At 69.6% G+C, this 13253-nt stretch carries 11 protein-coding genes; 5 read left to right on the plus strand and 6 right to left on the minus strand.

The annotated features are described in order from the left end of the window. Window positions 1-79: 79 nt before the first annotated feature. Window positions 80-1306, plus strand: a complete 1227-nt coding sequence (locus tag RS883_RS07245) for a type II secretion system F family protein (RefSeq protein ID WP_315764291.1) — start codon at window positions 80-82, stop codon at window positions 1304-1306. On the opposite strand, the gene RS883_RS07250 is transcribed toward RS883_RS07245, so the two are convergent. From RS883_RS07250 to RS883_RS07260, 3 genes are read right to left on the minus strand one after another with little or no spacing between them, the layout of a single operon-like run. Then, entirely contained in the window at window positions 1303-2529 is a 1227-nt protein-coding gene (locus RS883_RS07250; protein ID WP_315764294.1) for a cyclopropane-fatty-acyl-phospholipid synthase family protein, read from the minus strand. The genes RS883_RS07245 and RS883_RS07250 overlap by 4 nt on opposite strands. Before the next feature lie 36 nt (window positions 2530-2565). After that, complete coding sequence (locus RS883_RS07255; RefSeq protein ID WP_315764297.1) at window positions 2566-3936, minus strand: deoxyribodipyrimidine photo-lyase; 1371 nt, start codon at window positions 3934-3936, stop codon at window positions 2566-2568. A 39-nt stretch (window positions 3937-3975) separates the two neighbouring features. After that, window positions 3976-4917 carry a histone deacetylase gene (locus tag RS883_RS07260; protein ID WP_315764299.1) on the minus strand — a complete coding sequence of 314 codons (942 nt, stop codon included), beginning with the start codon at window positions 4915-4917 and terminating at the stop codon, window positions 3976-3978. Window positions 4918-4971: 54 nt separating this feature from the next. Here RS883_RS07260 and RS883_RS07265 point away from each other — a divergent pair, with 54 nt between their 5' ends. The 3 genes from RS883_RS07265 (at window position 4972) to RS883_RS07275 (ending at window position 7931) form a co-directional block, all read left to right on the plus strand. Further along, entirely contained in the window at window positions 4972-5472 is a 501-nt protein-coding gene (locus RS883_RS07265) for an RNA pyrophosphohydrolase (RefSeq protein WP_315764302.1), read from the plus strand. 59 nt (window positions 5473-5531) lie between these two features. Beyond that, a complete protein-coding gene (locus RS883_RS07270; protein ID WP_315764304.1) occupies window positions 5532-6446 on the plus strand; it encodes a DUF481 domain-containing protein in 915 nt (304 codons plus the stop codon). Between the two features lie 114 nt (window positions 6447-6560). Then, entirely contained in the window at window positions 6561-7931 is a 1371-nt protein-coding gene (locus RS883_RS07275) for a tetratricopeptide repeat protein (RefSeq protein ID WP_315764305.1), read from the plus strand. A 288-nt stretch (window positions 7932-8219) separates the two neighbouring features. Here the strand turns inward: RS883_RS07275 and acnA are convergent, their stop codons facing one another. From acnA to RS883_RS07290, 3 genes are all read right to left on the minus strand, one after another. Continuing rightward, the gene (gene acnA / locus RS883_RS07280) at window positions 8220-10889 is read right to left on the minus strand and encodes an aconitate hydratase AcnA (protein ID WP_315764308.1); all 2670 of its coding nucleotides are present in this window, start codon (window positions 10887-10889) and stop codon (window positions 8220-8222) included. 188 nt (window positions 10890-11077) lie between these two features. Next, a complete protein-coding gene (locus RS883_RS07285; protein ID WP_315764310.1) occupies window positions 11078-11653 on the minus strand; it encodes an SOS response-associated peptidase family protein in 576 nt (191 codons plus the stop codon). A gap of 21 nt (window positions 11654-11674) precedes the next feature. Then, complete coding sequence (locus tag RS883_RS07290; protein ID WP_315764312.1) at window positions 11675-12529, minus strand: class I SAM-dependent methyltransferase; 855 nt, start codon at window positions 12527-12529, stop codon at window positions 11675-11677. A 44-nt stretch (window positions 12530-12573) separates the two neighbouring features. Here RS883_RS07290 and RS883_RS07295 point away from each other — a divergent pair, with 44 nt between their 5' ends. Beyond that, a complete protein-coding gene (locus RS883_RS07295; RefSeq protein ID WP_315764314.1) occupies window positions 12574-13230 on the plus strand; it encodes a ComF family protein in 657 nt (218 codons plus the stop codon). The last annotated feature ends 23 nt before the right edge of the window (window positions 13231-13253 follow it).

The following is a 13253-nucleotide window of genomic DNA, read 5'->3' on the forward strand; positions in this document are numbered from 1 at the left end:
GCCCGCGTACCCAGCGGCGGCTTGGCTGGCGGCACGGTGGACCCCGGGACAAGTCCGGGGTGACAGTTAGGGGGATCGCATGACCGCCTACGCGTATCGCGCCGCCACTCGCGAAGGGACCGCGCGCAAGGGGATCATCGAGGCGTCGTCGCCCGCCGCCGCCCGTGCACTGCTGCGCGAGCAGGCGCTGCTGCCGCTGTCGGTCGAGCCCGCCAACGACGCGGGGCCCGCGGTCGGCGGGATCAAGCTGCCGTCGCTGCGCCGTCGCGGACTGTCGGCGCGCCAGCTCGCGACGGTCACGCGGCAGATCTCGACGCTGATCGGCTCCGACATCACCATCGAGGAATCGCTCCGCCTCGTCGCGCAGCAGTCGGAGGTGCCGGCGGTGACCGCGCTGCTGACCGACGTGCGCGGCGCGATCCTTGACGGGCGCAGCTTCGCCGCGGCGCTGGGGCTGCACCCCAAGGCCTTCCCCGAATTCTATCGCGCCTCCGTCGCGGCGGGCGAGCAATCGGGGCGGCTGGCCAGCGTGCTCGACCACCTCGCCGTCTTCGTCGAAAACCGGCAGGCGAACGGGCAGAAGCTCCAGCTGGCTCTCCTCTATCCCGCGCTGCTCGCCACCGTCAGTTTCGGCATGATGGTGCTGCTGATGGTCTATGTCGTGCCCGACATCGTCCGCGTGTTCGTGTCGCGCGGCGCCGAGCTGCCCTTCCTCACCCGCGCATTGATCGCGGTGAGCGCATTCATCCAGAATTATGGCCTCTACGTCCTGATCGCCGCTGCCGCCGCGTTCCTGCTCTATGGCCGCTGGGCGCGCGTCCCCGCCAATCGCCTCCGCGTCCACCGCTTCTTCAACGAGAACCGGCCGTTCGCGCGGTTCAGCCGGCAGTTCAACGCCGCGCGCTTCGCCGGCAGTCTGGCGACGCTCGTCGAGAGCGCGGTGCCGCTGGTCGAGGCGCTTCAGGCCGCTGCGGCGGTCACGCCCAACCTGTTCGTCCGCGACAAGGCGCTGCACATCGCCGCGCGGGTGCGCGAGGGGATCAGCCTGCGCGCGGCGATGGCGGAGAGCGGCGTGTTTCCCTCGATGCTCGTCGCGATCGTCGCCTCTGGCGAATCGAGCGGCCGCCTCGCCCCCGCGCTCGGCCGCGCGTCGGGGGAGTTGGAGCGCGAGCTCGACGCGCTGGTCGCGACGTTGGTCGCGCTGGTCGAGCCGATGGTGCTGCTGCTGATGGGCGGGCTGGTGCTGATGATGGTGCTGGCGATCCTCTTGCCGATCATCAACCTCAACAACCTGGTGCAGATCTAGCGCTTCACCAAGGTCACCTGCGCGACGGTGATGCCGCCGCCGCGGAAGCCGCCCTCGCAGTACATCAGGTAATAGCGCCACAGATTGCGGAACGCGGCGTCGAGGTCGGCGGGCAGGCGGCCCTCGGCATCGGCGCAGTCGAATGCCGCGCGCCAGCGGTGCAGCGTCTCGGCATAGTCGAGGCCGAACTCATGCCGGTCCCGCCAGTCGAGCCCTGCGCGATCGGCGATGGCGCGAAAGCGGCTCTCGGACAGCAGCATCCCGCCGGGAAAGACATAGCTCTGAATGAAGTCGACGTTGCGCGCGTAATTGTCGAAGATCGCATCGTCGATCGCGATATATTGGATCGCCGCGCGGCCGCCCGGCTTCAGCAACCGCGCGATCGCGCCGAGATAGTCGGGCCAGTAGCGCTCGCCCACCGCCTCGACCATCTCGATGCTGGCAATCGCGTCATAGGTGCCGGCCGCGTCGCGATAGTCGGTCAGCGACACCTCGACGCCGGGGAGCGCGCGCGAACGGACATGGTCGGCCTGTTCGGTCGATAGGGTGAGGCACTGGACCTGGCGCCCGGCATCGCTGGCGACGCGCGCGAACGATCCCCAGCCGCAGCCGATCTCGAGAATGCGGTTGCCCGCCCGCGTGTCGGTTCGATCCAGGATGGCGGTCAGCTTGCGATGCTGCGCCGTCTCGAGCGCTTCGCCCGGCGCCGCAAAGATCGCGCTCGAATAGGTGAGCGTCTCGTCCAGCCAGGCGGCGTAGAAGTCGTTGCCGAGGTCGTAGTGATAGGCGACGTTCGCCCGCGCCCCGTCGCGGTCGTTGCGGCGGGCGAGGTGCGCCAGCCGCCGCGCGATCCGCGACCAGGGCCGCGCGCGGGCCGTGTCGCCCAGGCCCTGGCGATTGGCGACGAACAGCTCGAACAGCGCGGTCGGATCGGGGCTCGCCCATTCGCCCGCAACCCATGCCTCGTACCAGCCCGCCGAACCGCCGGTCGCGAGCCGGTAGAGCGCGCGCCACGATCGAAGGTCGACCACCGCCGCCGCGCCGGGGGCGCGCCCGCCCAGCCGGCGGAATCCGCCGCCAGGCAGCGTCGCGTCGAGCGACCCTGTCGCCAGCCCGCGGTCGATCCGGTCGAGCAGCGCGGCGAACAGCCGGTCGACGCCCGCCCATACGCGCCCGCGCACCTCGCCCGTCCGCCGTCCCCGATTGCGTAGCATTCCGCTCATCGCCGCTCCCTTGGGCAGGGGCGCGGCGAAGCGCAATCACTTCATTTGCTTCGCCGCGGCGAGCGCCCGCTCGCGCGCCTCGCGATGGCCGATGATCTTGGCGGGATAGTCGCGCGGGCGGCAGCCGGCTTCGTCGGGATCGTGGATCGCCGCGTCGCCCAGCGCCTTCAGCTCCGGCACCCATTCGCGGATATAGTCGGCAGCGTCGAACTTCGCCGACTGGGTGAGCGGCGCCATGATCCGCACGAACATGTTCGAATCGACCCCCGACCCGGCGGTCCACTGCCAGTTGACCGCGTTCGACCCGTAATCGGCGTCGACCAGGCAGTCCCAGAACCAGCGCTCCCCCTCTCGCCAGTCGATCAGCAGATGCTTGATGAGGAAGCTCGCCGTAATCATCCGCACGCGGTTGTGCATCCAGCCCGTCGTCCAGAGCTGGCGCATGCCCGCATCGACGATCGGGTAGCCGGTTTGGCCGCGCTGCCAGGCGCGCAGGTCCGCCGCCACGCCCTTGCCGCCTCGCCACGGAAGCTTGTCGAAGCTCTCCCGCGCGTTCTTCGTCGCGTAATCCGGGAATTGCAGGATGACGTTCTGCGCGAAGTCGCGCCAGGCGAGTTCGGACAGGAAGGTGTCGACCGATCCGCCGGCATCCTCTGTCCTGTGCCACGCCTGTGCCGCCGAGATCTCGCCGAAATGCAGGTGCGGCGACAGGCGCGAGCTGCCCTCGATCGAGGGGAGGTTGCGTTCGGCGTCATAGGCGTCGGCGTGGCGGCGAAAGGCGTCGAGGCGCTTGTGCGCGCCGGCCTCGCCCGGCTGCCACTCGGCAAAGCCGCCGGCCCAGTCGGGCTTGGTCGGGAGCAGCGACCAGTCGGCGAGCTTGTCCGACGTCGGCCATTTGGCGGGGGCGGGGATGCTGCGCGGCCGGGGCGTCGGGTGGGGCGGCGGCATGTGCTGGCGGAGCGCCCGCCAGAAGGGGGTGTAGATGCGGAACGGCTTGCCGCTGCCCGTCGTGACCGATCCGGGGCGGGCTAGGTAATTACCGTCGTGGCAGCAGAGCTCCAGCGACTTGGCGACGGCGCGCTCGGCATTGCGCCACCAGGGTTCGTAGTGGCGGATACAGTGGACGCGGGCGGCGCCGGTCTCTTCGGCGAGCTTGGCGAGCACCTCCGCCGATTTGCCACGCCGCAGGATCAGCCGCGATCCCTTGTGCTTTAGGTCGGCGGCGAGGCTTTCGAGGCTGTGGTGGAGCCACCAGCGCGAGGCGCCGCCCATCGCGTGATGCTTGGGCGCGTCGTCGTCGAGAATATAGACGGGGATGACCGGCCCGTCCTCGCACGCCGCGGCGAGCGCGGGCTGGTCGGCGAGGCGCAGGTCGCGGCGGAACCAGACGATGACGGGATCGGGCATGCTGGCCTTTCGTAACGTCCAGGGGCGACGCCCCGCCCGCTAAACCGTTCCGCCGGCCGCCCCAGCTGGCCCAAGGGCGGTATCGCCGAGCATCGCGGCGCCCAGCGTCAGGATCGAGGCCACATGACGCTGCGCCACCTCCAGCGCGTCCTCGCCATAGCCGCCGCCGAGCGCACTCGCGACCGGCAGGCCGCGGGCGCGCGCGAGGCGGGCGATCAGCCGCTCGCGCTCCGCCAGCCCGCCCAGCGTCAGCGACAGGCGGCCGAGCCGGTCGCCGACGAACGGGTCGACGCCCGCCTGATAGAGGATGAGGTCGGGGCCGAAATCGTCCAGCAGCGGCACGAGCGTGGCCGCCAGCGTCGCCAGATACTCGTCGTCACCGACCCCGTCCGGCAGCGGCACGTCGAGCGTCGATCGTGCCTTTCGCGCGGGGAAGTTCTTCTCGGCATGGATCGAATAGGTGGCGATGTCGGGCCGCCCGGCGGTGAGCGCAGCGGTGCCGTCGCCCTGATGGACGTCGCAATCGACGATCAGCACGCGGCCGACCGTCCCTTCCTCGACCAGCCGGATGGCGGCGATGGCGAGGTCGTTGAACACGCAATAGCCCGCGCCCGTGTCCGCCAGCGCATGGTGGCTGCCCCCGGCGGTGTTCGCGGCATAGCCCCTGTCCATTGCCAGCCGCGCGGCGAGATAGGTGCCGCCCGGCACCGCCTGTGACCGCGCCGCGACCGCGGGCGTGACGGGGAAACCGATGCGCCGCTGCTTTACCGAGGGCACGCGTGCCTCGATCACTTCGGCGACGTAATCGGGATCGTGCGCCGCCTCCAGCCACCGGCGCGGCATCGGCTCGGGCGCGTGCCAGTCGAGCGCGGCGCCGCTTTGGCGCAGCAGGTCGCGGACCAGGCCGTTCTTGTTCCACTGATAGGTGCTGCGCGCGGGCGCCGGCGCGACATAATCGGGATGATGGACAATCGGGATCACGCATCCCTAGTTAGGGGCCTGCCCGCCCCCGCGCCAATCCCGGAGCCCGCCGCCATGTCCGCCTATGCCGATCTTCCCTATCGCCCCTGCGCCGGCGTGATGCTGCTCAATGCCCAGGGCGAGGTGTTTGTCGGCCAGCGGCTCGATTCGGTGCTGGAGGCGTGGCAGATGCCGCAGGGCGGGATCGATCCGGGCGAGGATGCGCTGGAAGCGGCAGTCCGCGAACTGGGCGAGGAAGCGGGGATCGCCCCCGACAAGGTCGAGCTGGTGGCGGAAGCGGGGGAGGAACTCACCTACGACCTGCCCGACGACCTGATCGGTAAGGTGTGGAAGGGCAAGTGGCGGGGGCAGCGCCAGCGCTGGTTCCTGTTCCGCTTCCTGGGCACCGACGACGACGTCAACATCCAGACCGCCGAGCCCGAGTTTCGCGCCTGGCGCTGGGTCGCCCCGGCCGAGCTTCCCGAGCTGATCGTCCCGTTCAAGCGCGAGCTCTATGCGCGGCTGCTCGAGATCTTCGGCGAAGTGCTCCGCGCGCACGACGGGCGGGTTCGCTGATCGAACCGGCTTGCCCTAGCGTCATCCTGTCGCCGCTTTTTGTCGGATAAAGGACGAAGATGCCGCTGTTGCAGTCCTTTCCCCTTGTTGCGGTCGCGATCGTGTCGGGTGATGATCCGATCAACCAGGCGCAGCCGGTGACGATTCCGGTCGAACTCAAGGCGATGCTCGATGCCGCGATCGCCAGCGGCAACGAGGGCGAGGTCGATACGCTCGTCAAATATGCCAATGAGGTGAAGATCCCGGCCGCGCCCGCGATGTCTCGGATCGCCCAGGCGTGGAAGAACGACCGCTATGCCTCGGCGCAGAAGCGGCTGCGGGAGGCCGACTTCCTGTCGCTCATCAAGGGACGAGCGGAGGTCGCCGCGTTCCAGACGAGCGGCAATTCGGACAATATCGGCGTGTCGGGCAAGCTGGAGGTCACGCGCGAGGGGCTGCGCTGGCGCCACAAATGGATGGCGCAGGCCGATTACCAGGAAAGCTTCGGCATCGTCTCGCGTGAGCGTTACGTCGCCGCTTACGAGCCCAACTACAAGGTCGACGACCGCCTCTATTTCTATGGCGCGGCGCAGTTCGAGGCGGACCGGTTCCTGGGATACACCAGTCGTTACTCGGCGTCAGTCGGTGCCGGTTACACGCCGATCAAGCGGACGGGCATGTCGCTGGAGGTCGAATTGGGGCCGGCGTTCCGGCGCACCGACTTCATCGACCAGACGCTGGAGAACAACATCGCCGCGCGTGGGTCGATCGACTTCGATTGGCAGCTGACGCCCAGCCTGACGCTCCGCCAGGATGCGTCGGCCTATCTGCAAAGCGCCAACAGCACGGTGTCGAGCGTCACCGCCTTGAGCGCCAGGGTGCTGGGGCCGCTACAGATGCAGTTCTCCTATGTCGTGCAATATGAATCGGCACCGCCGGTCGGCCGGGTCAGCACCGACACGACCAGCCGCGCGTCGGTCGTCTATGCGTTCTGATGAAGTAACATCGGAAACCGGCCACGAAGATTGGCGGTTTTGACCCGCTTTCACTGCTGACGTCCACTTTCCATCTGCTATTGCACTGGTAAACTATCGGTTCAGGGGCGTTCGATGTCGAGTTCTGATCTTGCCAAAGCAAGGCGTCTCGACGGTTGGAAGTCTATCGCCGCCTATTTCAACCGCGACCGTACGACGGTGATGCGCTGGGCGCGCGAACGGGCATTGCCCGTTCGGCGGCTGCCCGGCGGGAAGCAGGGATCGGTCTTCGCGTTCGAGGACGAGCTTGCCGCCTGGGCGCTCCAGCAGGGGGATGCGGAGCCGGACGTGGTCGCGCCTGCGCCGCCGACCGATCCCGAGCCGGAAGTCGATGCGCCTGCGCCGCCGCCTGCGCCCCCGGTCCGGCGAATGCGAGGGCGGACGCCGATCGCGCTGGCGGGCGCGGTGGTGGCGGTCGCGGTCGTTGCCGGGGTGGTGCTCTGGCGTGATCCGGCGCCCGCGGCGCTGGCGATGCCGCGTGATCCTGCCGTCGCCAGCACCTATGTCGCCGCGCGCGACGCCTGGGCACGGCGGACGCCCGAGGATCTGAACCACGCGATCAAGCTCTACCAGCAGGTGATCGCGCGCGATCCGGGCTTTGCGCCGGCGCATGCCGGGCTCGCCGAGGCGTGGCTGATCCTCCACGAATATGGCAGCCTGGACGAGCCGACCGCCTTTCGCCGCGCGCGGGCGGCGGCGGAGGCGGCGCTGGCGATCGATCCGGAGCTGCCGGCCGCGAACCGGGCGATGGGCTTCATCGACTATTGGTGGTCGGGCGATGCCGATCGGGCGCTCTCACGGTTTCAGCGCGCGATCGACCATGATCCGCGCGATTGGCAGACGCATTTCTGGCTGGCCAATGTGCTTGCCTATATGGGCCGTGACGCGGGTGCCCAGCAGCAGTACGAGATGGCGCGGCTGTTGTCGCCCGGTTCGCGGGTGATCGATGTCGAGCAGGCATGCTCGCACTGGCTGGCCGGGCGCGACACGCTCGCGATCGCCCAGCTGACCACGCTTGCGCAGGCGATGCCGGGCGATGCGACGATCCAGACCTGCCTGTCCTGGGCTCGGATCGGGCAGGGCGACATCGCCGGCTATGCCCGGGCGGTGCGCGAGCGGGCGCGGCTGCGCGGCGACCCGCAGCTGCTCGAACGGTCGGCGGCACTGGACGCGGCCGTGGCGAGCGACCCGGCGCGCGCGATCGCGGTCGTCATCGCCCAGGCGCGGGAGGAAATCGCGGCCGGCGCCCGACGGCAGCGGGAGGCGCCAGCCTTCTTCGCGTCGTCGATGGGGGATCGTGCGTCGCTGCTTGCGTTGCTGACCGAGGCAGTCGATCTGGGCGAGCGCTGGTCGACCCGGCCGCTCACCCGGCGCATCGCCGCGCGCTGGCAGGGCGACGCGGCCATCATGGCGCTGCTCCGCCGAGTCATGGTGACCGACGCGTAGTTCCCTCACCAACCGGCCGAACCGCGCGATTCCGCCGATTGCCGCAATTTGCAACACGGGCCGCGACCGCACTCTGCGGCATAGCTTGCGCGAGCAGTGAGGCGCGGGGGCGCGCCGAAACGGCTTTCCGCGGGCCTGTGCTTCGCCTTCTGACCGGGGGGAGAAGGAAGAAGCCGCCAGCGGTGCGGCCCGGACGAGGGGTGACGTCCGGGCCGCCACCCACATCGGACAACGAAAAAGGGCGGCCCGGCTTTCACCGGACCGCCCTTTTTCTCACGTCCTTACCCCTCAGGCGGCGAGCTTGCGCAGCACGTACTGGAGGATGCCGCCATTGAGGAAATACTCCAGCTCGTTGGCGGTATCGATGCGGCACTTGGTCAGGAACGTCTCCTTGGTGCCGTCGGCGCGCGTCAGTTCGACCTCGACGTCCTGGCGCGGCTTGAGCGAGGCGACGCCCAGGATCGTGAAGGTTTCGTCGCCGGTCAGGCCCAGCGTCTGGCGCGTCACGCCGTCCGCAAAGACCAGCGGCAGCACGCCCATGCCGACCAGGTTCGAGCGGTGGATGCGCTCGAAGCTCTCGGTGATGACCGCGCGGACGCCGAGCAGGTTGGTGCCCTTCGCCGCCCAGTCGCGCGACGAGCCGGTGCCATATTCCTTACCGCCGATGACAACGAGCGGCGTGCCGTCCGCCTTGTGACGCTGTGCGGCGTCATAGATCGGCATGACCTCCTGGCCATAGCGAGTCATGCCGCCCTCGATGCCGGGGACCATCTCGTTCTTGATGCGGATGTTGGCGAAGGTGCCGCGCATCATGACCTCGTGATGGCCACGGCGCGCGCCATAGCTGTTGAAGTCGCCCTTCGAGACCTGATGCTCCATCAGCCACTTGCCCGCCGGGCTGTCGGCCTTGATCGAGCCCGCAGGGCTGATGTGGTCGGTAGTGATCGAATCGCCCAGGATCGCCAGCGGCTTGGCCTCGACGATGTCGCCGACCGGCGCCGGCGTCATGTCCATGCCCTCGAAATACGGCGGGTTGGCGATATAGGTCGAAGCGGGCGGCCACGCATAGGTGTCCGACCCCTCGACGCTGATGCCCGCCCAGTGGCGATCACCGGCATAGACGTTCGAGTAGCGCGAGCGGAACATCTCGTCATCGATGTTCGCCTCGATCACCTGGCGGACCTCGTCGTTCGAGGGCCAGACGTCCTTGAGGAAGACCGGGCCGTCGGTGCCTTCGCCCAGCGGCGTCGAGTAGATGTCCTCGGTCACCGTGCCCTTTAGCGCGTAGGCGACGACGAGCGGCGGCGAAGCGAGGAAGTTGGCGCGCACGTCGGGCGACACGCGGCCCTCGAAGTTGCGGTTGCCCGAGAGGACCGAGGCGGCGACGATGTCGTTGCCGTTGATCGCGGCCGAGATCGGCTCCGCCAGCGGACCCGAATTGCCGATGCAGGTCGTGCAGCCATAGCCGACGAGGTTGAAGCCGACCGCGTCGAGATCGGCCTGCAGCCCCGCCTTCTCCAGATAGTCGGTGACGACCTGCGATCCGGGGGCGAGCGAGGTCTTGACCCACGGCTTGGGGCTGAGGCCCTTCTCGCGCGCCTTGCGGGCGACGAGGCCGGCGGCGACGAGCACCGACGGGTTCGAGGTGTTGGTGCAACTGGTGATCGCGGCGATGACGACGTCGCCGTCGCCGATGTCGTGGCTTTCACCCTCGACGCCGACGCGGGCGGGGGCGTCCTTCTTGTAGACCTTGGCGAGGTCGCCGTTGAACACGTCGTCGACGTCGGTCAGCGGCACGCGGTCCTGCGGGCGCTTCGGGCCGGCGAGGCTGGGAACGACGGTCGACATGTCGAGCTCGAGCGTGTCGGTGAACACGGGATCCTCGGCATCGTCATGGCGCCAGAAGCCGTTCGCCTTGGCATAAGCCTCGACCAGCGCGACATTCTCTTCCGAGCGGGCGGTGAGACGCATATAGTCGAGCGTGCGATCGTCGACGGGGAAGAAGCCGCAGGTCGCGCCATATTCGGGCGCCATGTTGGCGATCGTCGCCCGATCGGCGAGGCTCATCGAGGCGAGGCCGGGGCCATAGAACTCCACGAAGCGACCGACCACGCCCTTGGCGCGCAGCATCTGCGTGACGGTGAGGACCAGGTCGGTGGCGGTGATGCCCTCCGACAGCTTGCCGGTCAGCTTGAAGCCGACGACTTCCGGGATCAGCATCGACACGGGCTGGCCGAGCATCGCCGCCTCCGCCTCGATCCCGCCGACGCCCCAGCCGAGCACGCCCAGCCCGTTGACCATCGTCGTGTGGCTGTCGGTGCCGACCAGCGTGTCGGGATAGGCGATGGTCGAGCCGTCGGGTGCGTCCGACGACCAGATCGCCTGGCTGACATACTCCAGGTTCACCTGGTGGCAGATGCCCGTGCCCGGCGGAACGACCGAGAAATTGTCGAGCGCCTTCGATCCCCACTTCAGGAACTCGTAGCGCTCGCCGTTGCGCTGATACTCGATCTCGACATTCTGCTCGAACGCCTTGGGCGTGCCGAACTCGTCGACCATCACCGAGTGGTCGATCACGAGATGGACGGGGACCTGCGGATTGATCTTGGCCGCGTCGCCGCCCAGGCCGGTGATCGCGTCGCGCATCGCCGCCAGGTCGACGACGCAGGGGACGCCGGTGAAGTCCTGCATCAGCACGCGCGCGGGGCGATACTGGATCTCGCGGTCGCTGCGGCGCTCCTTCTGCCAGTCGACGATCGCCTGCGCGTCGTCCGGCGTGACGGTCGTGCCGTCCTCGAAGCGGAGCATGTTCTCGAGCAGCACCTTCATCGAGAAGGGCAGGCGGCTGACGTCGCCCAGCTTCGCGGCGGCCTTGGCCAGGCTGTAATATTGATACGACTTGCCGCCGACGGTGAGCGTGTCGCGAGTGCCGAGCGTGTCGTTGCCGATGGCGGTCATTCAAAGCCTTCCCGGTCTGTCCGGTCGCGGCGGGGAGGCGGCAGGAAGGCCGCGCGGGCGCGCCCGGCGATGTTGCGAATGCGAAGATTCGTGGGGCGCCTTAGCAAGGGGCGGGAGGGGGAAGGGGGCCGCTATCGACTTCGCGATCGGGGCATAAGCGGACCGTCCCGGTCCCTGCGGCAACGGCGTCAGGTCACCCGCATCAACTGCGAGGGAAACGGCGCGGCGAGCGTCAGCGCGTCCGCCACCGGTGCGGTCAGCCACGTCGCCTCATCCTCGGCTGCGAGCAGGACGGGCATCGCCTTGGGATGGATCGGCGCGACGAGCGGGTTGGGGTCGGTGGTGAGGAACGCCATCAGCGGCCCCTCCGGCCCCGGTCGCCACACGCCGGCGAAGCTGGTGATCGCTTGCGTCGGCACGTCGAACCATCGCGCGGTCTTGGCGCCCGCGGCGCCCTCCCACTCGCAGAAGTCGGTGAAGGGCACGAGGCAGCGGCGCGCCGGATCGCCGAGCGCGCGGCGCCAGAAAAGCGAGCCATAGTTGCGGACGTTGGTCACCGCCTTCTGGGTCGGCTGGCCGCTCTTGCCGGTGACGGTGATCGGAAAGCCCCAGCGCATCGGCGTCAGCCGCCGTTCGCCGCCGACCTCGTGCACCGTCCAGGCGAGATATTTGGGGAAGAGTTCGGGCGGCGGCAGCTGGAGGTCGGGCGGGTAGGGCACCCGGACGCCGTATCGCTGGGCGAGCTCGGCCTGGGCGGCGCTCATGCGATAGCGGTTGCACATCGGCTAGGCGTCCGGACCGCCCGGTTTGAGCGCCGCCGCCAGGCTCGCCGTGGCGCTGCCGCGACGGGCGGGCTTGGGCTGGCTGGGATCGGGTGCCCAGCCGGTGAGGAAGACGATCTGGAAGCGCTCGGTCACGCGGCCGTCGGCATCGGCGCGCGCGGCGAACGCCTCGGCCGCGCGGGCGAGCGCGGGGCGGGTGAGCGGCGGCGTGCCCTTTAAGAGGTTGGTCGCCGCCATGCCGCGCAGATCCTCGATCAGGCGTCCAAGGCCCGCATAGCGGACGGCGAGCGGCTCGATATCGGCGACGGGCAAGGTGAGGCCGGCGCGTACGAGCAGGTCGCCCGCCGACCTCACGTCTATCTGCGGGTGGACGCGCGCGACGGCCCGCGGCGCCTCCCCCTCCAGCAGCGCGGCGCGCAGGACGGGAAGGCTGCCCGCGCCGACGAACGCACCGAGGAACAGCCCGTCGGGCCGCAGCACGCGCCGGGCGAGCGCCAGCGCGCCGGGCACGTCGTTGACCTGGTCGAGCACGCCGGCGGTGACGACGCAGTCGAAGCTGGCATCGGCGAAAGGCAGGCGATCCTCGTCCCCCTGCACGCCGCCCGCGCCCTTGGCAAAGGCAAAGCCGGCGTCGAGCCGCGCGACGCGAGCGCCGGGCGGGGGCATGAAGGCGCCGTCGAAGCAGCCAATGTCGAGAAAATCGGTGAGCGGTCGCTTCACCCCCTCCAGCCGCTCCATGATGCCATCGAGCATCGCGGCGCGAAGGAAGTCGTGGCCGGCATAGCCCGATGCGGCGCGGTCGCGGCGAAGGCGCCGGGCGCTTCGCGAGAAGGGTTCGGGGGGCGGGGAGCTCGCCATCGCGGGCGCTTGTGCGCCGGGCGGCGGCCCCGCACAAGGGGGCGGTGAGGGGGATTGTCGCCAGGAAGATCGTCGCCAAGGTGGCCCACGCGCTCGTCGACTATGCGCTGCCGCCGCGATGCCCGGCCTGCGCTGCGGTGACGGGCGAGATGCACCGTTTCTGCGCCGGATGCTGGCAGCGGCTCGACTTCCTGCCGGTGGAGGATGCGCGCGTGCGGGCGGCGGTCGCCTATGGCCCGGTCGCACGAGACGTGCTGCTCAAGCTCAAATACGCGCGGCGGCTGGGGCATGCCGAGCCGGTGGCGGCGGCGATGCGGCGGCTGATGCCGGCGGGTGCCGAGCTGATCGTGCCGGTGCCGCTGGCGCGCGGGCGGCTCTGGTCGCGCGGCTATAACCAGGCGGCGCTGATCGCCGGCGCGCTGGGGCGCGGCGCGGGGGTGCCGTTCAGGCACGAGCTGTTGGTGCGGACGCGCGCGACGCCGGTGCTGCGCGGGCTGGGGCCGGGCGAGCGTCGATGGGCGGTCGCGGGCGCCTTTGCGGTGCGGGATGCAACCGCCATTGCGGGGCGGCACGTCGTCCTGGTCGACGACGTGTTCACGACGGGCGCGACGTCGGAGGGGTGCGTCGCCGTGCTCGAGCGCGCGGGCGCTCGCGTCACCACGCTCGTCTTTGCGCGCGTGATCGCGGGCGAGGACGATTGACAAGCGCGCTCGCGCTTTCCACC

Source organism: Sphingomonas sp. Y38-1Y (assembly GCF_032391395.1).
GTDB lineage: Bacteria > Pseudomonadota > Alphaproteobacteria > Sphingomonadales > Sphingomonadaceae > Sphingomonas.